This window comes from Kitasatospora sp. NPDC096147, assembly GCF_044763225.1.
In the GTDB taxonomy this organism is placed as follows: Bacteria; Actinomycetota; Actinomycetes; order Streptomycetales; family Streptomycetaceae; genus Kitasatospora.
Genome location: NZ_JBIWFX010000007.1, coordinates 93530 through 115811, shown reverse-complemented (window position 1 = coordinate 115811; position 22282 = coordinate 93530). Strand labels below are relative to the sequence as shown.

Sequence of the window (22282 nt, the reverse complement as noted above, 5' to 3'; positions counted from 1 at the left end):
CGTGTTCCGCAGCTAGGAGATCCGGGGGGTCGACATGGGGCGCACTCTACCCGTCGCCCCGGCCGGAGGGCACCGGATTTCCGCCGGGGTCGGCTGACGGTGCGTGAACCGGTGGGTGAGCCCGGAAGCTGAGGCGGTTCGTGGGCCCGTGAGCCCGGCCCACCGGTGCGTTGCCGGTGGGCCGGGCCGGGCGTCATCCGGCGGGTCGTCCTGAGCCGCCGTCAGCGGGGCTCGGGGGCGGGCAGGAAGCCGGTGCGGTGGAAGTAGGCGAGGTAACGGGCGATCACCTCCCCGGTGAAGACGGCCGGTCCGACGCCGAGGGCCGCGACGGTGCGGGCCGTGTGGCGGGAGTCGAACCGGCGGGCCTCGGCGGGCTGGGCGGCCGGGCCGTGGTCGCCGAGGAAGAGTTGGGCGGCGTTGCCGGGCAGCGCCGCGACGGTGGCGCGCCACTGGTCGGCGGGGAGCACGTCGAGGCGGTGGCCGAGGGTACGGGCGGTCTCGAGGACGGTGTCCAGGCCGGGCGGGTCGGGGTGGGTGTGGTGGAAGGTCTCGGTGCCGTCCGGCTCGGCGCCGAGGAGCGCGACGATCGCCGCGCTGACCTGGTCGACCGGCACCCAGCCGGTGGAGCCGGGCGGCAGGTCGGGGACGGCGCCTGCCTGGAGGCAGCCCTTGATGAGCTGCCAGAGCAGGTCGTGCTCCTGGCAGGCGCCGGTGACGGTGTCGCCGCTGATCCGGCCGGGCCGGTGGACGGTGACCGGGAGGCCGCGCTCGCGGGCCAGGCCGACCAGGCCCTCGGCGACCCACTTGCTCCGTGAGTAGCCGTCGGGCAGCGCCTCGGCCGGGCCGGTCGGGGTCGTCTCGGTGATCCGGGCCGGTTCTCCGGTGGGCGCGTGGACGCCCGTGGTGGAGACGTGGTGCAGGCCGGTGGAGCCGGAGTCGGCGAGCAGGCGCAGCAGTTCGGCGGTCCCGGCCACGTTGGCGGGGCGCAGTTCGGGGTAGCCGGCCGCGAAGTGCACGCGGGCGCCGTTGTGCAGCACCGGCCCGAGGCGGCGGACCAGGGCGGCCCGGGCGGCGGGGTCGAGGCCGAGGCCGGGGGCGGCGAGGTCGCCGGGGACGGGGCGGATCAGGGCGCGGTAGTGGTCCCGCCAGAGGCCGTAGTGGCGCAGGTTGGCCTCCAGGCGGTGCGCGCCGTCGTGCTCGTCGCGGGCCCGGACCAGGCAGTCGACGGGGGCTCCGGTGGTGTCGAGCAGGTCGCGGAGCAGGTAGGCGCCGAGGAAGCCGGAGGCTCCGGTGAGCAGGGGCCGCCCGGACGGGCGGAGGGTGCGGCCGGTGCCGGTGACGTCGTCGGCGAGGCGGACCTCGGCCGCCCAGTCGACCGGTGCGGCGGCGGGACGGTGGGCGGAGTCCGGGTCGCCGAGGAGGGCGGCGACGCCTTCGACGGTCGGGGCCTCGAAGAGCGCGCGCAGCGGCAGCCGCCGGCCGAAGCGCTGCTCGATCCGCCGGGCCAGGGTGACGGCGCTGAGCGAGTGGCCGCCGAGGGCGAAGAAGTCGTCGGTGGCGCTCACCTCCGCGAGGCCGAGGGTCCGGGCGAACTCCTCGGCCAGGGCGCGTTCGTGGGCGGTGCGCGGGCCGCGTCCGGCGGTCTGCGGCCCGGTGGGGGCGGGGAGGGCGCGGCGGTCGGTCTTGCCGTTGGGCGTGACCGGCAGGACGTCCAGGCGGACGTGGGCGGAGGGCACCATGTGGGCGGGGAGCACGGCGGCCAGCAGCGCCCGGATCTGCTCGCCGTCGGGGGCGTCCGGGGACGGGCCGCCGTCCGGGCCGGTGGCGGCCACGGTGTAGGCGACCAGGCGCGGGTCCCCGGGGTGGTCCTCGCGGACGGCGGCGCAGGCGGCGGCGATGCCGGGCAGCGCGGTCAGCGCCGCCTCGACCTCGCCGAGTTCGATCCGGAAGCCGCGCAGCTTGACCTGGTCGTCCACCCGGCCGTGGTACTCCAGCTCGCCGTACGCGGTCCACCGGGCCAGGTCGCCGGTGCGGTACATCCGCCCGCCCGCCGGGTCGGCCGGGTCGGCGACGAAGCGGGTGGCGGTGAGCCCGGGCCGGCCGAGGTAGCCCCGGGCCAGGCCCTCGCCCGAGACGTACAACTCGCCGACCACGCCCGGCGGTACGGGCGCCAGCCGGTCGTCCAGGACCTGGACCCGGGTGCCGTCGACGGGGGTGCCGATCGGCACCGTGCGGTCGGGGGCCGACGGGCCGTCAGGCTGCTGGAAGCCGCTCATGGTGGCGCAGACGGTGGTCTCGGTGGGGCCGTAGGCGTTCACCAGGTGCCGACCCCGGGCCCAGGCGCGGGCCAGTGCGGGCGGGCAGGCCTCGCCGGCCAGCACCAGGGTGGTGCCGGTGGGCAGCGAGTCGGGCGGCAGCACCGCGAGGGCGGCCGGCGGGAGGGTCAGGTGGGTGATGCCGTGCTCGCGCACCCGGTCGGCCAGGGCCGGGCCGGGCAGCAGCGCCTCCCGGGCGTCGATCTCCAGGCAGGCACCGGAGAGCAGGGCCATCGAGAGCTCCCAGAACGCGGCGTCGAAGCTGACCGAGGCCAGGTGCAGGACGCGGGCGGCCGGGGTGACCCGGAGGCGTTCGCGCTGGGTGGCGGCCATCGCGGCCACGCCCCGGTGGGTGACCACCACGCCCTTGGGGCGGCCGGTGGAGCCGGAGGTGTGGATGACGTAGGCGGGGTGCTCGGGGCGGGCGACCGGCAGCGGGGCCGAGGAGTCGTCACCCGTCCCCGGGTACAGGTGGGCCACGGTGGTGGCGGGCAGGCGGCGGTGCAGCTCGGGGGTGGTGAGCAGCAGCCGGGGTGCGGCGTCGTCGAGCATGTGGGCCAGCCGGGCGGCCGGGTAGTCCGGGTCCAGCGGGAGGTAGGCGGCGCCGGCCTTGAGGACGGCGAGCAGGGCGACGGGCAGGCCGGCGTCCCGGGGCAGGGCGACCGCGACCCGGTCCTCGGGGCCGATCCCCCGGGCGGTCAGCCGCCGGGCCAGGGCGTCGGCGCGGGCGTCGAGTTGGCGGTACGTCAGGGTGCCGTGCGGGTCGCGGACCGCCGGGGCGTCGGGGGTGCGGCGGACCCAGTGGGCGAACAGCTCGGGGACGGTGGCGGCCTCGGCCGGGCGCGGGCCGGTGCCCCAGCGGGTGAGCCGGGCCTGCTCGGCGGGGTCGAGCACCTGGTAGGCGCTCAGCGGCAGGGACGGGTCGGCGGTGACGGCGTCGAGCAGGCGGACCAGCCGGTCGGCGAGGGTGCGGACGGTCCCGGCGTCGAACAGCGCGGTGGCGTAGTCGACGCTCCCCAGCAGGGCGCCGTGCCCGTCGGCGTCGCCCGAGGTCCCCGGGGTTTCGGCAAAGGTGAAGGAGAGGTCGAACTTGCTGGCGCCGAGGTCGAGCGGCACCGGCCGGACGGCGAGGCCGGGGAGGTCCACGGGCGCGGCCGGGGTGTGGTTCTGGAGCACCAGCATGGTCTGGAAGAGCGGGTGGTGCTGGGCCCGGGCCGGGTTGAGCAGCTCGACCAGCCGCTCGAACGGGAGGTCCTGGTGGGCGTACGCGGCGAGATCGAACTCCTTGACCCGGTCGAGGAGTTCACCGAAGGTCGGGTCACCGCTGAGGTCGGTGCGCAGCACCAGGGTGTTGACGAAGAAGCCGACCAGGTCGGTGGTGGCCTGGTCGGTGCGGCCGGCCACGGCGGTGCCCAGCGGCACGTCCTCGCCCGCGCCGTGCCGGGAGAGCAGCAGGGCCAGGGCGGCCTGGAGGACCATGAAGGTGCTGCACCGGCCGGTCCGGGCCAGGGCGGCGATCCGGGCGGCGGTGTCCGGGCCGACGGTGAAGTGGTGGGTGGCGCCCCCGTGCTGGGGTGCGGCGGGCTGCGTGCGGTCCCGGGGCAGCTCCACCCGCTCCGGCAGGCCGGCCAACGCCTGCCGCCAGAAGGCGAGTTGACGGGCCGCCGGTCCGTCCGGGTCGTGTTCGTCGCCGAGCAGCTCGCGCTGCCAGAGGGTGTAGTCGGCGTAGTCGACCGGCAGCGGGTGCCAGGCGGGGGCGGCGCCGCCGAGCCGGGCCCGGTAGGCGGCGCCGAGGTCGCGGAGCAGCGGGGCGAGCGAGGAGCCGTCGGCGGCGATGTGGTGGAGCACCAGGACCAGCACGTGGCTGTGCTCGGTGAGTCGGAGCAGCACCGCGCGCAGCGGGAGTTCGTGCTCGACGTCGATCGGCTCGGCCACGGCGGCGGCGATCCGGTCGGCGCACTTGTCCTCGTCGGTGGACTCGGTCAGGAAGGGCAGCCGGAGTTCTTCGGGGGTGAGGATCTGCTGCACCGGCCCGGCCGGGCCGGCCGGGAAGACGGTGCGCAGGGCGCTGTGCCGGGCGAGCACGTCGTGCAGGGCCAGGCGCAGCGCGTCCGGGTCGAGCGCTCCGTCGAGCCGGGCGGCGAACGGGATGTGGTACGTCGCCGAGGGGCCGTCCAGCCGGTGCAGGAACCAGAGCCGCTGCTGGGCGAAGGAGAGCGGCAGCTCCTCGGGGTGCTGACGGGCGGTCAGGGCAGGGCGGGCCGGGCGGTCGGCGTCCTGGAGCGCGGTGGCGAGGGCGGCGACGGTGGGGTGCTCGAAGAGCGTGCGGATCTGCGCCTCGGTGCCGAGCGCGGCGCGGATCCGGCCGACCAGCAGGGTGGCGAGCAGCGAATTGCCGCCGAGCGCGAAGAAGTTGTCCTCGGCGCCGACCCGGGCCCGGCCGAGGGTGTCGGCGAACAGGCCGGCCAGGATCTCCTCCCGGGCCCCCTGCGGGCTCCGGGAGGCGGGCTCGGCGGCGGCCTCGGGGGCGGGCAGGGCGGCGTGGTCCAGCTTGCCGTTGGCCGTCATCGGCAGGGCCGGGAGCGGCTGCACGCTGGCCGGCACCAGGTGGGCGGGCAGCCGGGCCGCCAGGTGGGCGGTCAGCTCGGCCGGGTCGGCGGTGCGGCCGGCGGCGGGGACGACGTACGCCGCCAGTGTGCGGTCACCCGGGCGGTCCTCGCGGACCAGGACGCAGGCGGCCCGGACGGACGGGTGGGCGCGCAGGGCGGCCTCGATCTCGCCGGGCTCGATGCGGTGGCCGCGCAGCTTGACCTGGGCGTCGGCCCGGGCGACGTAGGCGAGTCGGCCGTCCGGGGTACGGCGCACCAGGTCTCCGGTGCGGTACATCCGGCTGCCGTCGGCGGCGAACGGGTCGGCGACGAAGCGGGCGGCGGTCGGGCCGGGCTGCCCGAGGTAGCCGCGGGCCACGCCGGGGCCGGCCAGGTGGAGCTCGCCCTCGGCGCCGTCGGGGACGGGGCGCAGCGCGCCGTCCAGGACCAAGGCCCGGACGCCGTCCAGCGGGCGGCCGATCGGCGGGACGCCGTCGGGGGCGCCGTCGGACGGGACGTGGTGCAGCAGGGCGAAGGTGGTCGCCTCGGTGGGGCCGTAGGCGTTGAGGACCCGGGTGCCGGGGTGGGCGGCGGCCAGCCGCTGGAGCACGCCGGGGGCGGCGGCCTCGCCGCCGGCGGCGGCCAGCCGGAGCAGGCCGAGCGCGCCGGGGTCGGTCTCGGCGAAGACGTTGAACAGCGTGGTGGTGAGGAAGGCGGCGCGGGCGCCGTGGCGGGTGACGGCCTCGCGCAGCTGCTCGGGCTGGAGCACGCCGTCGGGGGCGAGCACGATCCGGCCGCCGCGCAGCAGCGGCACCCAGAGCTCGAAGGTGGCGGCGTCGAAGGCGTAGGCGGAGTGCATCAGCACCGCGTCGCCCGCGCCGTCCTGCTCCCAGGTGCGGTCGGCGGCCAGCGCGGCGATGTCGCGGTGGGTGACGCCGACGCCCTTGGGGCGGCCGGTGGAGCCGGAGGTGAACATCACGTAGGCCAGGCGCTCGCCCCCGGCGGGGCCGGGCAGCGGGCCGGGCGCGTACGGCCCCCCGCTGGTCACCCGGCCGGTCCGGTCCAGCGTCAGGACCCGGACTCCGGGGCCGAGTTCACGGACCCAGGGGTGGTCGGCGTGGGCGGCGTCGACCAGCAGCAGGCGGGGCGCGGCCTCGGCGGTGACCCTGGCGAGCCGCTCGGCCGGCCAGCGCGGGTCCAGCGGGACGTAGGCGGCGCCGGCCCGCAGCACCCCGAGCGGGGCGGTGACCTGGGCGGGCGAGCGGCCGAGCAGCAGGCCGACCCCCTCCTCGGGGGCGACCGCCAGGCCGGTCAGCGCGCGGGCCAGCAGGTCTGCCCGGTCGGCGAGCTGGCGGTACGTCAGGCTGCCGTCCGGGCCGGTGACGGCGATCGCGTCCGGGTGCGCGGCGGCCCGGCGGGCGACGGCCTCCGCCAGGTCGGTGCGGTCCACCTCGGGCGGCAGGGCCCGGCCGGTGCCCTCGGCGAGCAGGGCCTCGGCCTCGCCGTCCAGCAGGACGGGGAGGGTGTCGGCGGGGGCGTCGAGGCCGTCGGCCAGGGTGGTGAGCAGCCTCAGCAGCCGGGTGGCGGTCCGGGCCGTCCGGTCGCCGTCCAGCAGGGAGGGGCGGTGGGCGAGGGTGAGCCGCAGGGTGGCGCCGGGGGCGACGGTGAGGGTCAGCGGGTAGTGGGCGGCGTCCTGGCCCTCGATGCCGGTGACGGCCAGGCCGGGCAGGGACCGGCCGGCGGCGGCCAGGCCCTCCTGGTCCAGCGGGTAGTTCTCGAAGACCGCGAGGGTGTCGAAGAGGGTGTCGAGCCCGGTGGTGCCCCGGATCTCGGTGAGGCCGGTGAACTGGCTGCCGAGCAGGCGGGCCTGCTCGTCCTGGAACCTGGTGAGCAGCTCGGTCAGGGTCTCGCCGGGGCGCAGGGTGAGCCGGACGGGCACGGTGTTGATGAACAGTCCGATCATCGACTCGACGCCGGGCAGCTCGGGCGGGCGGCCGGAGACGGTGGTGCCGAAGACCACGTCGGCGCGGCCGGTGAGCCGGGCCAGCAGCAGCCCCCAGGCGCCCTGGACCAGGGTGTTGAGGGTCAGCCGGTGGGCCCTGGCGGTGGCGCGCAGGCGCTCGGTGGCGGCCTGGTCCAGCTCCACCACCACGGTCTGCGGCAGCTCTCCGGCCCGGCCGTCCGAGTCCGGGCCGGAGCCGGACGGCCGGGTGGGGGCGGGCCCGGCCAGCAGGGTGGGGCCGTCCAGGCCGGCCAGCGCGGTGCGCCAGGCGTCGAGCGCGGCGGCCCGGTCCTGGCCGGCCAGCCAGGCGAGGTAGCCCCGGTACGGCGTCACGCGCGGCAGGCCGGAGTCGTCCCCGTGGTGCGCGTAGAGCTCGAACAGCTCGCGCAGCAGCAGCGGCACCGACCAGCCGTCCAGCAGCAGGTGATGGCTGGTCAGCACCAGCCGGTGCTGCTCCGGGCCGGTGCGCAGCAGGGCGAAGCGCATCAGCGGCGGGTCGTCCAGGTCGAAGCGCCGCACCCGGTCGGCGGCCAGGAAGGCGCGCAGCCGCCCGGCGGCGCCCTCCGCGCCGCCCTCGCCGGCCGTCAGGTCCTCGGTGTGCAGCGGCGCGGCCACCCGGGCGGCCACCGCCTGCACCGGCTGGTCCAGGTCCTCGTGCAGGAAGCCGACCCGGAGGTTGGCGTGCCGGTGCAGCAGCGCGGCGACGGCGGCCCGCAGGGCGGCCGGGTCGACGGTGCCCTCCAGGGTGAGGACGAACTGCGCGGTGTAGACGTCCACGGCGGCGCGGTCGTACAGCGCGTGGAAGAGCATGCCCTCCTGAAGGGGCGTCAGAGGAAGGACGTCCTCGAGTTCGAAGCCGGTCATGCGCGTCCACCCCACTTGGTCTTCAGTCGGTCGAGTTGGGCCTGGTCGAGGCTGACCAGGGGGAGGTCGGACGGCGTCAGGCCGCCCGCGCCGGGCTGCCGCGCGTGGTCGGCCATCGCGCGCAGGGTCCGGTCGAAGGTCTCCGCCAGGGCGGTGACCTCCGCCTCGTCGAGCAGGTCGGGTGCCCAGGTCCAGCGCACCACCAGCCGGGGGCCGGCCGGGCCGTCCTCGGTGTGGGCGTTGATGTCCAGCACGTGGTGCAGCGCCATCTCCGGGTCCTGCGGGGCCGGGGCACCGCCGTCCGGGAGCACCGCCCAGTCGGCGCCGTCGTCCGCCCCGGCGGCGTACCGGCCCAGGTAGTTGAAGCCCACCCGGGGCTCGGGCGCACCGGCCAGCCGGGCCCCGGCCACCGGGTCGAGGTGGCGCAGCACGCCGTACCCGACGCCGTGGTCGGGGACGGCCCGCAACTGCTCCTTGACCCGCTTGACGGCGCGGTCCAGCACGGCGGCGTCCAGGCCGTCCGGGTGGCGCGGGTCCGCCGGGCCCGGGTCGAGCAGCACGGGGTGGAGGCTGGTGAACCAGCCGACCGTGCGGGAGAGGTCGAGGTCGGCGGTGAGCTGCTCCCGGCCGTGGCTCTCCAGGTCGATCAGCACGCCGTCGCCGTGCTCCCCGAGCAGGGCCCGGCGCAGGGCCAGGGTCAGGGCGGCGAGCAGCACGTCGTCCACCCCGGCGTGGAAGGCGGTGGGGACGGCGCCGAGCAGGGCCTCGGTGGCGGCTCCGGCCGGACGGGTCGTCAGGGTCCGGGCCCGGGCCGCGGTGTCGCGGGCCGGGTCCAGCGGACCACGGCCGAGCGGCGGGGCCACGGCGCGCGCCTGGGCCTCCCAGCGGGGCAGCTCGGCGGCCCGGGTGCCCTGCTCGGCGGCGTCGGCCAGCAGGCGGGCCCAGGCCCGGTAGGAGGTGGTGACGGGCGGCAGCGCGCCGCCGCGCCAGGCGGTGGCGAGGTCCTCCACCAGGACCCGCCAGGACACCGCGTCCACCGCCAGGTGGTGGACGAGCAGCAGCAGCCGACCGGGCACCCCGGGGCCGGCGTCGGCCCAGACCGCCTCCACCACCTCGCCGTGCGCGGGCCGCAGGCGGTCCCGGGCCCGCTCGCCCGCCTCGGTGAGGACGGTGCGGACCTTCTCCTCGTCGTAGCCGGCGGTGTCGATCCGGGTGAGCCGGGCCGCGATCCGCACGGTGCCCCGGGGCAGGGTCTCCAGGACGGGCGCCCGCCCGGCGGTGCGGACCACCCGCAGCCGGAGCGCGTCGTGGTGGTCGACCAGGGTCTGCAGCGCGGCGGTCAGCCGGGCCTGGTCGGCGTCGGCGGGGGTGCGCAGCACGGCGGACTGGTGGTAGCCGTCGGTGGGGCCGGGGCGGTCCAGGAACCAGGCCGCGATGGGGGTGGGCGGCATGCTGCCCACCCCGTCGTCGGCCGTGGCGGCGGCGGGTGCGGAAGCCTCCTCGGCCACTGCGGCGAGCGCCTCGGGCGTACGGTCCCGGAAGACTTCCCGGGGAGTGATCCGCAGCCCGGACTCCCGGACCCGGCTGACCAGTTGGATGGAGAGGATGCTGTCGCCGCCGAGCGCGAAGAAGTCGTCGTCGGTGCGCACCGCGGGCAGCCGCAGCACCGAGGCGAAGGCCGCGCACAGGACCCGCTCGCGCTCCGTCCTGGGCAGGCCGCCGGGGCGGTCGGCGGGGGCGGCGGGCTGGGCCGGGGCGGGCAGTGCCCGCCGGTCGGTCTTGCCGTTGGGCAGCAGCGGCAGGGCGTCCAGCCGGACGAAGACGGCGGGCACCATGGTGGGCGGCAGCGCGGCGGCCAGCCGGGCGCGCAGCTCGGCGTCCCCGGGGACGGCGGTGCTACCGGAGGCGGGCACGGTGTAGGCGACCAGGCGGTGCTCCCCCGGCCGGTCCTCGCGGACCAGCACGCAGGCGGCGCCGATGCCCTCGACCGAGGTCAGCGCGGCCTCGATCTCGCCGGGCTCCATCCGCACGCCGTGCAGCTTCACCTGGTCGTCGGCCCGGCCCAGATAGCCGAGCCGGCCGTCCGCAGCGCGCCGCACCAGGTCGCCGGTGCGGTACATCCGGCTGCCGTCGGCGGCGAACGGGTCGGCGACGAACCGCCCCGCGGTCAGGCCGGGCCGGCCGAGGTAGCCGCGCGCCAGGCCGTCCCCGGCGAGGTACAACTCGCCCGCCACACCGGCGGGTACGGGGTGCAGGGCGCCGTCCAGGACGTACGCCCGGGTGTTGTCGACGGGCCGGCCCAGCGGCACCGTGCCCGACCCGGCCGGGTCGTCGGCGCGGTAGCGGTGGGCGGTGGCGTCGATGGTGGCCTCGGTCGGCCCGTAGAGGTTGTGCACCTCGACGTTCCAGGCCCGGGCGGTGCGCTCGGCCAGCGCCACCGGCAGCGGCTCGCCGCCGCACAGCACGGCCCGCAGCGCGGCCGGCGGCTGCTGCCGCTCGGTCTCGCCGAGCACCAGGGCCAGCAGCGAAGGCACGAACTGGGCCACCGTCACCTCCTCGGCCCGCATCCGGGCCAGCAGGGCGGCCGGGTCCTGGGTGAGCTCCGGCGGCACCGGGCAGGTGGCGCCGCCGTGCAGCAGCGGCAGCCAGGTCTCCCAGACCGAGGCGTCGAAGCTCGGCGAGGTCCGGGCCAACACCCGGTCCTGCTCGCCGAGTTCCAGGTGGTCGGCGATCCAGGCCATGTGGTTGACGAGCGCGGCGTGGGTGACCAGCACGCCCTTGGGGCGGCCGGTGGAGCCGGAGGTGTGGATGACGTACGCGGCGTCCAGCGGGCCGGGGCGGTCGGCGGCGGTCGGCTCCAGCGGCGGGGCCGGGTGGGTGCCGTCCACGGTGAGCACCGGGAGCGGCATGGCGGGCAGCCCCGCCAGCCCCCGGACGGTGGTGACCAGCAGGACCGGCCGGGCGTCCTCGACCACCGACCGGAGCCGGGCCTCGGGGTGCTCGGGGTCCAGCGGCAGCCAGGCCGCACCGGCCTTGGCCACCGCCAGCATCGCCACCACCTGGTGGGCGGTGCCGGGCAGGGCGAGTGCCACCACGTCCCCGCGCCGGACCCCCCGGCCGTGCAGCAGCCGCGCCAAGTCGTCGGAGCGGGCGTCGAGTTCGGCGAAGGTCAGGCTGCGCTCGCCGTCCCGGACCGCGAGCGCGTCGGGCGTGCGGTCGCGCTGGGCCCGGAAGGCCTCCGGCACGGTGCGCTCCGGCACCGGGCGGATCCGGCCCCGGCCGTCCGCCAGCACGGCGGCCCGCTCCTCGGGCCCGAGCACGGTGGCCTCGGCGACCCGTCGGCCCGGGTCGGCGCAGAGCTCGCCGAGCAGCCGGACCAGCCGGGCGGCCAGCGCGCGGGCGGTGGCGGGCTCGAACAGGTCGGTGGCGTACTCCAGCGTGCCGTCCAGCCCGGCGGGCCGCCCGTGGTCGTCGCGGCGCTCGGTGAAGGTGAAGGTGAGGTCGAACTTGCTGATGCCGGTGCGCACCTGCTGCTCCGTCACCGTCAGGCCGGGCAGCTCGACCGCCGCGCCCGCCTGGTTCTGCAGCACCAGCATGGTCTGGAAGAGCGGGTGCCGGCTCTCGGTGCGCTCCGGCTCCAGGGCGTCCACCAGCCGCTCGAACGGCACGTCCTGGTGGGCGTACGCGGCGAGGTCGAACTCCCGCACCCGCTCCAGGACTTCGTCGAAGGTCGGGTCACCGCTCAGGTCGGTGCGGAGCACCAGGGTGTTGACGAAGAAGCCGACCAGGTCGTCCAGCGCCTCGTCGGTGCGTCCGGCGACCGGCGTGCCGAGCGGCACGTCCTCGCCCGCGCCGTGCGCCCGGAGCAGCACGGCCAGCGCCGCCTGGAGCACCATGAAGACGCTGCTGCCGCGCGAGCGGGCCAGCTCGGCCAGCAGGCCGTGCACCCGCGCGTCAACCGGGAAGGCGAACGCCTCGCCCCGGTGGGAGGCGACGGCCGGGCGCGGGTGGTCCAGCGGCAGGTCGGTCAGGTCCGGCAGACCGGCCAGCGCCTCGCGCCAGAAGGCGAGTTGGCGGGCGGCCGGGGCCGCCGGGTCGTCCTCCTCGCCGAGCAGGGCCTGCTGCCAGAGGGTGTAGTCGGCGTACTGGACGGGCAGCTCGGGCCAGTCGGGGGCCGCTCCCCCGGTGCGGGCCCGGTAGGCGGTGCCCAGGTCGCGGGCGAGCGGCTCCAGGGACCAGCCGTCCCCGGCGATGTGGTGCAGCAGCAGCACCAGCACGTGCGCGTCGGGGCTCAGGCGCAGCAGCCGGGCCCGGACGGGGCGCTCGACGCTCACGTCGAAGGCGTGGGCGGTCTCGGCGGTGAGCGCGGCGGCCAGGCCGGCCGGATCGACCGGACGGGGCGTCAGGTCGAGGTCGGCGCCCGCCGCGTCCAGCACCCGCTGGCTCGGCACTCCCCCGGTGTCCGGGAAGACGGTGCGCAGGCTCTCGTGCCGGCCGACCACGTCGGTGAGCGCCGAGGCGAGGGCGTCGGCGTCCAGCGGGCCGTCCAGCCGGAGCACCAGCGGCACGTTGTAGGTGGCGCTCGGGCCCTGGAAGCGGTGCAGGAACCACAGGCGCCGCTGGGCGGCCGAGAGCGGCATCGGGTCCGGCCGGTGGGCGGCCCGCGTCAGGCGGGCCCGGGCCGTCCCGGCGGCGTCCAGCGCGGCGGCCAGCCGGGCCGGGGTGGGGTGCTCGAAGACGGTGCGCACCTCGGTCTCCACGTCCAGCACCGCGCGCAGCCGGGCGGCCAGCCGGGTGGCCAGCAGGGAGTGGCCGCCGAGGGCGAAGAAGTCGTCGTCGGCGCCGACCGCCTGACGGCCCAGCAGATCGGCGAAGACCGCGCAGACCACCTCCTCGCGGACGGTGCGCGGCGCCCGGCCGGTGGCGGCCTGCGCGGGGGCGGGCAGGGCCGCCCGGTCCACCTTCCCGTTCGGGGTGAGCGGGAGCGCGGCCAGCGGCACGATCGCGGACGGCACCTGGTAGCCGGGCAGCACCCGGGCGAGCTCCCCGGCCAGCGCGGCCGGGTCGGGGGCGGCTCCGGCCACGGGCACCACGTAGGCGACCAGCCGGCGGTCGCCGGGCAGGTCCTCGCGGACCAGGGCGAAGGCGTCGGCCACCTCGGGGTGGGCCGACAGCGCCCCCTCGACCTCGCCCAACTCGATCCGGTAGCCGCGGAGTTTGACCTGGCCGTCGGCCCGGGCCTGGTAGGCGATCTGCCCGTCCGGGGTCCAGCGGACCAGGTCGCCGGTGCGGTACATCCGGCTGCCGTCGGCGGCGAACGGGTCGGCGACGAAACGGGTGCCGGTCAGGCCGGGCCGGCCGAGGTAGCCACGGGCGACGCCCCGGCCGGCGAGGTACAGCTCACCGACCACGCCGGGCGGCACCGGGGCCAGCGCGGCGTCCAGCACGTGCAGCCGCATGCCGTCCAGCGGGCGGCCGATCGGCGGCGGCCCGGCCGGCAGCCCGGCGGTGACGGTGTACCGGGTGGCGAAGGTGGTGGTCTCGGTGGGGCCGTAGACGTGCAGCACCCGGGTGTCGGGGGCGGTGGCGGCGACCCGCTGCATGGCGTCCGGGGAGGCCAGCTCGCCGCCCGCGCAGACCACCCGCAGACCGGCGAAGGCGCCCGGGTCGGTCTCCGCGATCACGTTGAACAGGGCGGTGGTCAGGAAGATCGCCGTCACCCCGTGGTCGTGCACGGCGGCGTCCAGGGTGCGGGCCTCCAGCGGCCCGTCCGGGGCGACCACCACCCGGCCGCCGTTCAGCAGCGGCGCCCAGATCTCGAAGGTGGAGGCGTCGAAGACGTACGCGGAGTGCATCAGCACCGCGTCGGCGGCGCCGTCCGCCCAGGCCGTGTCGGCGGCCAGCGCGGCCACGTCGGCGTGCGAGACGCCGACGCCCTTGGGCAGGCCGGTGGAGCCGGAGGTGAACATCACGTACGCCAGCGCCTCCGGGCCGGGAAGGGCCGCCGGGCGGCCACGCCGCGCGGGCCCGCCGCGCAGCACCCGGCCGAGCCGGTCCAGCACCACCACCGGCAGGGTGGCGGCCTGCGCGGCCACCCACGGGGCGGTGGCGCTCTCCTCGTCGACCAGCAGCAGCCGGGGCCGGGCCACCGCGGCGACCCGGTCCAGCCGCTCGACGGGCCAGCGGGCGTCCAGCGGGACGTACGCGGCGGCGGCCCGGACGGTGCCGAGCGAGGCCGTCACCACGGCGCCCGAGCGGCCGAGCAGCACGCCGACGGCGTCCTCCGGGCCGATCCCGTGGGCGGCCAGGACCATGGCCAACTCGGCGGACAGCAGGCCGAGTTCGGCATACGTGAGGGTGAGTGCTCCGTCGGTGACGGCGGTCGCGCCGGGGGTGCGGTGGGCCTGCCGGGTGAACAGTGCGGGCAGGGTGCGGTCGGCCACCGGCAGTGGGTGCGCGGCGCTCCAGTGCGCGACCCGGCGGCGCTCCTCGGCGGTGAGCAGGTCGTAGCCGGAGACCCGGTCGTCCGGTGCGGCCACCGCCTGCTCCAGCAGCCGGACCAGCCGGGCGGCCAGCGCCTCGGCGGTGGCGCGGTCGAACAGCGCCGTGGCGTACTCGATGCCCCCGGCGAGCACACCGCCGGAGTCCGGATCCTCGCCGAACGAGAAGGTGAGGTCGAACTTGCTCAGGCCGTTGTGCACCAGGCGCTGTTCGACGGTGAGGCCGGGCAGTTCGGGACGGGCCGTCCCCTGGTTCTGCAGCACCACCATGGTCTGGAACAGCGGGTGGTGGTCGGTGGCCCGGGCCGGATTCAGCGCCTCCACCAGCCGCTCGAACGGCACGTCCTGGTGGGCGAACGCGGCGAGGTCGAACTCCCGTACTCGGCACAGGAGTTCGCGGAAGGTCGGGTCTCCGCCGAGGTCGGTGCGGAGCACCAGCGTGTTGACGAAGAAGCCGACCAGGTCCTCGACCGCCTCCTCGGTGCGCCCGGCCACCGGCGTGCCGAGCGGCACGTCCTCGCCCGCGCCGTGCCGGTGCAGCAGCGCGGCCACCGCTGCCTGGAGCACCATGAACAGGGTGCTGCCGGCCGTCCGCGCGAGGTCGAGCAGCGCGGTGTGCAGGGCGGGCGGCAGCTCGAACTCCACCACCGCGCCGCGCGGGTCCGCGACGGCCGGGCGGGGGTGGTCGAGCGGCAGGTCGAGCAGGGCCGGCAGGCCGGCCAGCGCGGTGCGCCAGTGGTCCAGCTGACGGGGCAGCAGCTCGCCGTCCTCGCGCAGCAGTTCGCGCTGCCAGAGGGTGTAGTCGGCGTACTGGAGCGGCAGCGCCGGGAGCGGTGCCGGGGCGTCCGGACCGGCCAGCCGGGCCCGGTAGGCGGCGGCCAGGTCCCGGGTCAGCGGGCCGAGCGACCAGCCGTCGCCCGCGATGTGGTGCAGCACCAGCACCAGCACGTGGTGCTCGGGCGCGGCGCGCAGCAGCCGGGCCCGCAGCGGCGGGTCGGTGAGCACGTCGAAGGGCTCGGCGACGGTGGCCAGCACGGTCGCGTCCAGGTCCTTGGGGGCGGTGCTCTCCACCGGCGGCCGGGGCGCGGCGGTCTCGGCGGGCAGCACCAGCTGGCACGGGGCGCCGCCCTGTTCGGGGAAGACCGTGCGCAGGGCCTCGTGCCGCTCGACCACGTCGCGCAGTGCCGCGCGCAGCGCGTCCGGGTCGAGGGTGCCGCGCAGTTCGAGCACCAGCGGGAGGTTGTAGGTCGAGCCGGGGCCCTCCATCCGGTTGAGGAACCAGAGCCGGCCCTGCGCGGCCGAGAGCGGCAGCGGATCGGGGCGGGCCGCCCGGGCGAGGGCGGGCCGGGCGGGCGCCGCCGGGGCCAGCACCCGGGCCAGCTCGGCGGCGGTCGGGTGCTCGAACAGGGTGCGGACGGCGAGGTCCGCGCCGAGCACGGCGCGGATCCGGCTGACCACTCGCATCGCCAGCAGCGAGTGCCCGCCGAGGTCGAAGAAGCTCTCCTCGGCGCCCACCGAGGGGCGCTCCAGTACCTCGGCGAAGATCCCGGCGAGCAGGTCCTCCCGCAGGGTGTGCGGGCGCCGCCCGGCGGGCGGCGCCGGGGTGTCGTCCGGTGCGGGCAGGGCGCGGCGGTCCACCTTGCCGTTGGGCAGCAGCGGCAGCCCGGCCAGCAGGACCACGGTGTCGGGCACCAGGTGGTGGGGCAGCACGGCGGCGAGCGCGTCCCGCAGGGCGGTGGCGGTCGGGGCGGGTGCGGTGGTCGGGGCGGCCGTGGTGGGCGGCGCGGGCTCGGCCGGCACGGCGTAGGCGACCAGGCGGGGCCGGCCGGGGTGGTCCTCGCGGACCACGGCGCAGGCGGCTGCCACCCCGGGCAGCTCCAGCAGGGCCGCCGCCACCTCGCCGGGCTCGATCCGGAAGCCGCGCAGCTTGACCTGGTCGTCGGCCCGGGCCACGTGGTGGAGCAGGCCGTCGGCGTCGAACCGCGCCAGGTCACCGGTGCGGTACATCCGGGTGCCGGGCGCCTCGAAGGGGTCCGCGACGAAGCGGGCGGCGGTGAGGCCCGGGCGGTCGAGGTAGCCGAGCGCGAGGTTGGGGCCGGAGAGGTACAACTCGCCGGTGACGCCCGGCGGTACGGGGCGCAGCCGAGCGTCCAGCACGTAGGCGCGCATGGTGTCGACCGGGCGTCCGATCGGCACCGAGCCGCCGGACGCGCCCGGGGTGCCGGGGTGGTCGAGGCGGTGGGCGGTGGCGTCGATGGTCGCCTCGGTCGGCCCGTACAGGTTGTGCACCTGCGCGTCCCAGCGGTCGGCGACGGCCTCCGCGAGGGCACGCGGCAGGGCCTCGCCGCCGCACAGCACGGCCCGCAGTCCCGGTGCCGGTGCGGCGTCCACCGGGGCGTCGGCCAGCAGCAGGGCCAGGTGGGAGGGCACGAACTGAGCCACCGTCACGTCGAAGCGGCGCATCCAGGCGAGCAGCTCGCGCGGCTCGCGGTTGGCCCCGGCCGGGGTCACGCACACCTCGGCGCCCCGGGTGAGCGGCAGCCACAGCTCCCAGACCGAGGCGTCGAAGCTGGTCGAGGTCCGGGCCAGCACCCGGTCGGCGGAGGTGAGTTCGAGGTGGTCGGCGAGCCAGGCCATGTGGTTGGCCAGCGCCAGGTGCGGGATCACCACGCCCTTGGGGCGGCCGGTCGAGCCGGAGGTGTAGATGACGTAGGCCGGGTCCCCGGGCTCCGGGCGGACCGGTCGGCCCTCGGTGGTCCCGGTGGCCGCGTCGAAGGCCTCGGTGGTCCCGGTGGCCGCCTCGAAGGCCTCGGTGGTCCCGGTGGCCGCCTCGAAGGCCTCGGTGGTCCCGGTGGCCGCCTCGAAGGCCTCGGTGAGGGAGAGCCGGGGGGTGCCGTGCGCCGGGACGGCCTCCGCTCCGGCCCCGGTGAGCAGCAGCACCGGCCGGGCGTCCGCCAGCATCTGCCGCACCCGGGCGGGCGGGTAGTCGGGGTCGACGGGGACGTACGCGGCGCCGGTGCGCAGCACGGCCAGCATGGCGACCACCGTGTCCACGGACGGCGGGACGGCGAGCGCGACCAGCGTGCCCGGCCCGGCGCCGCGCCCGCGCAGCACCCGGGCCAGCGCATCGGCCCGGGTGTCCAACTCGCCGTAGCCGAGCCGCCGTTCGGCGTCCCGGACGGCGGGTGCGTCCGGCGTGCGGGCCGCCCGGTCCGCGATCAGCTCGGGCACCGTCCGGGTGGGCAGCGGGCGGTCCTGGCCCCGGCCGGCCGCCAGCACCCGGGCCCGGTCCTGCGGGGTGAGCGGGTCGAGCGCGCCGACCGTCCGGTCCGGATCGGCCACCGCCTCGGCCAGCACCTGCACGAAGCCGTCCGCCAAGGCGCGGGCGGTGCGGCGGTCGAACAGGTCGGTGGCGTACTCCAGGTACCCGCCGAGGCCCGCGCCGGCCGTCTCGGTCAGCGAGAAGGTCAGGTCGAACTTGCTGGTCCCGGGGTGCCGGGTCAGGTCCCGGACCGTGACGCCCGGCAGGTCGAGCCCGGCCTGCTGCTGGTTCTGCAGCACCAGCATGGTCTGGAACAGCGGGTGGTGCCCGGCCGAGCGCTCCGGGTTGAGGTGCTCGACCAGGCGCTCGAACGGCAGGTCGGCATGGTCGAAGGCCGCCAGGTCGAACGCGGCCACCCGGCCCAGGAGCTGACGGAAGCTCGGATCGCCGCCCAGGTCGGTGCGGAGCACCACGGTGTTGACGAAGAAGCCCACCAGCTCCTCCAGTGCCTGGTCCGTGCGTCCGGCCAGCGCGGTGCCGATCGGCACGTCCGTCCCGGCGCCGTGCGCGTGCAGGGTGACGGCGAGCGCGGCCTGGAGCACCATGAACGGCGTGCAGCCGGACTCCCGGGCCACCCGGAGCAGGCCCGCGTGGGTCTCGGCGGGCAGTTCGAACGGGACCGTCCCGCCCCGGTGGCCGGCCTGGGCCGGGCGCGGCCGGTCCAGCGGCAGCGGCAGCAGCTCCGGCGCACCGGCCAGGGCGCCCTGCCAGAAGGCGAGCTGGCGCGACGTCAGGCTCTGCGGGTCGTCCGCGCCGCCGAGCAGCTCCCGCTGCCAGAGGGCGTAGTCGGCGTACTGCACCCGCAGGGCCGGCCGGTCCGGGGCGGTGCCCGTGGTCCGGGCCCGGTGGGCGGCGGCCAGGTCGCGGCAGAGCGGGGCCAGTGACCAGCCGTCCGCGCTGACGTGGTGCAGCACCAGGACCAGCACGTGCCGGTCCGGCCCGGTCCGCAGCAGCCGGGCCCGCACCGGGAGGTCGGTGGTGAGGTCGAACGGCGCGGCGGCCAGCCGGGCGGCCTCGGCCTCGGCCCAGGCCTCGGCCGGCTCGCCGGGCGGGGGCGTCTCGACGGTGAGCGGGAGGAGCACCGCGGCGGCCCGCGCGTCGAGCACCGACTGCCGTGGGGTGCCGTCCCGTTCGGGCAGCAGGGTGCGCAGGCTCTCGTGCCGGGCGAGCAGGTCGGCGAACGCACCGCGCAGTGCCTCGGTGTCCAGCGGCCCGTCCAGGGCGAGCACCAGCGGGAGGTTGTAGGTGGCGTCCGCGCCCTCCGCCTGGTTGAGGAACCACAGCCGGCGCTGGGCGGAGGAGAGCGGCACCGGATCGGGCCGGGGGCCGGCGGTGACGGCCGGGCGGACCGGGCCCGCCGTCTCCAGTGCGGCGGCCAGGCCGGCCACCGTGCGGTGCTCGAAGACCTCGCGCAGGGCGGTCTCGGCGCCCGTGGCGGTACGGATCCGGGCGACCAGGCGGGTGGCCAGCAGCGAGTGGCCGCCGAGCGCGAAGAAGTCGTCATCGACGCCCACCGAGGGCAGGCCGAGCACCTCGGCGAACAGGCCGGCGAGCACCTCCTCCCGCGCGGTGCGCGGCCGAGAGGACCCGGCGGCGGGGGTCTGCGGCGCGGGCAGCGCCTGCCGGTCGAGCTTGCCGTTCGCGTTCAGCGGCAGGGCGTCCAGCAGCACGTAGGCGGCGGGCACCAGGTAGGCGGGCAGCACCCGGGCGAGCGAGCGCCCGAGTCCGGCGGCGTCCGGGTGGGCGCCGGGGGCCGGCACCACGTAGCCGACGAGCCGGGGGTTGCCCGGGACGTCCTCGCGGACCAGCACCCGGGCGTCCCGGACGCCGGGGAGGGCGAGCAGCGCGTTCTCGATCTCGGCAGGCTCGATCCGGAAGCCGCGCAGCTTGACCTGGCCGTCGCCCCGGCCGACGTACTCGACGGCGCCCTCCCCGGTCCACCGGACCAGGTCGCCGGTGCGGTACATCCGGGCGCCGTCGGGCGCGTACGGGTCGGCCAGGAAGCGGGTGGCGGTCAGGCCGGGCCGGGCCAGGTAGCCCCGGGCCACGCCGGTGCCGCCGACGTAGAGCTCGCCGACCACCCCGGCGGGCACCGGGCGGAGCGCGTCGTCCAGCACGTACAGGCGCACGCCGTCCAGGGCCCCGCCGATCGGCGGCACCCCGGCGGCGTCCGGGTGGACGGGGTGGCGGCTGGCGAAGGTGGTGGTCTCGGTGGGGCCGTAGACGTGCAGCACCCGGGTGTCGGGGGCGGCTGCGGCGGTGCGCTGCATCAGCTCCGGCGAGGCGGCCTCGCCGCCCGCCGCGACCACCCGCAGGCCGGCGAAGGCGGCCGGGTCGGTCCGGGCTATCTCGTTGAACAGGGCCGTGGTCAGGAAGACCGCGCTCACGCCGTCCCGGGCGACCGCCCCGGCCAGCGCCCGGGCGTCCGGCACTCCGGGCGGGGCGACCACCACCCGGCCGCCGGTCAGCAGCGGGGCCCAGATCTCGAAGGTGGAGGCGTCGAAGACGTAGGCCGAGTGCATCAGCACGGCCGCGCAGGCGCCGTCCGTCCAGGCGGCGTCGGCGGCCAGTGCGAGCACGTCGGCGTGCGTGACGCCGACGCCCTTGGGCAGGCCGGTGGAGCCGGAGGTGAAGACGGTGTAGGCCAGCCGGGCGGGGTGGATCGGGCCGGGCAGCGGGCCCGGGCGGTCGGGGGCGCCGCGCAGCACCGTGCCGAGCCGGTTGACCACCAGTACCGGCAGCCGCTCGGCCGCGCCCTTGACCCAGTCGCTGCCGGCCGTCTCCTCGTCCACCACCAGCGCGCGGACCCGGCCGATCCCGGTGACTCGGTCCAGCCGGTCCGCCGGCCAGGCGGCGTCCATCGGCACGTAGGCGGCCCCGGCGGTGACCGCCCCGAGCGAGGCGGTCACCACGGCGGCCGAGCGGCCGAGCAGCACGCCGACGCCGTCCTCCGGGCCCACGCCCGCGCCGGTCAGCCGGCCGGCCAGGTCGGCGGCGGCCAGCTCCAGTTGACGGTACGTCAGGGTCAGCGGGCCGTCGGCCACGGCCGGCGCCTCGGGCGCGCTGCGCACCCGCGCCGCGAACGCCTCCGGCAGGCTGCCAGCCGTCGCGGTGGCGGGCAGCGCGGTGCCCCGGCCGAGGTCGAGCAGGGCCGCCGCGGACGCGGCGTCGGCCGGCGGGAGGTCGTCGACCGGGGTGTCGGCGTCGGCGGCGGCGAAGGCGGTCAGGAAGCCGATCACGGCCTGCTGGTGCAGCCGGACGTCCTCGGGGTGGTAGCGCTCGGGATCGGTGTCGAAGCCGATCAGCGGCCCGGTGCCCTCGGCCCGCTCGGCGAGGAACAGCGAGACGTCGTCCACCGGCCCGATCGAGAGCACCCGGGAGGTGGCCGGGCTGCCCGCGAAGTCGAGGCCGTACTCGTACCCCATGACGTTCACCACGAGGTCGGTCAACTGCGCCGCGCCGTCGCCCCGGTGCAGTTCACGGGCCACCTGCTCGCGCGAGAAGCGGCGGTGCCGCAGGGCCCCGCGCATCTCGGCGGCGACGGCGCGCACCAGGCCCTCGACGGTCTGCCCGGGGGTGAGCACCAGCGGCACCGGGAGCACGGTGGCGGTCATGCCGATCGCCTCCCGCAGCCCGGCGGCCCGCCCGTGCGAGGCCAGGCCCACGCACACCTCGCGCCGGCCGGTGACCCGCCCGGTGTACGCGGCGAGCGCCGCGACCAGCACGGCGCTCCAGGTGGTGCGGCCCGCCGTGGCCAGCCGCCGCAGGCCGTCGAAGACCGGCAGCGGCAGCGTCTCGCCGGTGTGCAGAGCCTGGCCGGGCGGACGGGTGCCCCCGGCGGGCAGGTCGGTCCGCCGGCGCAGCAGCGGGAAGCCGCCGTCCTCCGGGTCCGCCGCCTCCCGGCCGGGGGCACCCGTCCGCCCGGCCAGCCGCTCCGTCCAGAACGCCCGGTCGGCCTGGTAGCGGGCCGAGGCGCGGTACTCCGCCTCCTCCGCCACCAGCGCCCGCAGCGACCCGTCGGGCAGCGCGATCGCATCGAGGTCCTCGCCGGCCGCCACCCGGGTGTACACCTCGGCCACCGTCCGGGCCACCCGCGCACCGCTCATGCCGTCCATGCCGAGGTGGTGGTAGCGGGTGTACCAGTGGTGAAGCTCCGGCCCGAGCCGGAGCAGGGCGAAGTGGTGCACGGGCGCCGTCAGGTCGTCGACGGAGGCCAGGTCCTCGGCCATGTACCGCTCGGCCGCCGCGAGCGGGTCCGGCCGGTCGGTGAGGTCGACCAGGCGCAGCCGGTCGGCCACCTCGGCCGGGCGGGCCACCCGCTGGTAGGGGCGCCCGTCCTCGCTCCCGTACACGGCGTTGAGGCTGTCGCAGTGGTGGACCACGCGGTTCAGCACCGCCGCGAAGAGTCTCCCGTCGAGCTTTCCTCTGATCTCCAGGCGCTCCGCGATGTTGTACTTCGGACTGCCGGGGTCGACGGATTGGCCGTACCACACACCTTCTTGAGCGGCGGTCAGGGCGAAGCGGTCCGCAGCGGTTCCGGCCGGGCGGGCAGGGCTGTTTTCGGGCATGCCGACGACACCTCCGATGAGGTTTTCGAATGGGTGAATGGAGAATGGCCGCGAGGCACCGGTCAGCCGCACACGGCTGACCGGTCACCACCCCGGACCGGCGAATAGCACGACGGGCGAAAA

2 protein-coding genes are annotated in these 22282 nt (G+C 77.4%); both read right to left on the bottom strand.

Translation table 11 applies throughout. From position 1 onward, the window contains the following. Positions 1–221: 221 nt before the first annotated feature. Positions 222–7769, bottom strand: coding sequence for an amino acid adenylation domain-containing protein (locus tag ACIRBX_RS22695; RefSeq protein ID WP_402298896.1), 7548 nt, complete (start codon positions 7767–7769; stop codon positions 222–224). Further along, the gene (locus tag ACIRBX_RS22690; RefSeq protein WP_402298895.1) at positions 7766–22159 is read right to left on the bottom strand and encodes an amino acid adenylation domain-containing protein; all 14394 of its coding nucleotides are present in this window, start codon (positions 22157–22159) and stop codon (positions 7766–7768) included. The genes ACIRBX_RS22695 and ACIRBX_RS22690 overlap by 4 nt, the downstream gene beginning before the upstream one ends. Between the last annotated feature and the right edge of the window lie 123 nt (positions 22160–22282).

Coding starts and splice junctions, on each gene's coding strand:
- ACIRBX_RS22695 (WP_402298896.1), bottom strand. CDS start 7,769: ATGACCGGCTTCGAACTCGAGGACGTCCTTCCTCTGACGCCCCTTCAG.
- ACIRBX_RS22690 (WP_402298895.1), bottom strand. CDS start 22,159: ATGCCCGAAAACAGCCCTGCCCGCCCGGCCGGAACCGCTGCGGACCGC.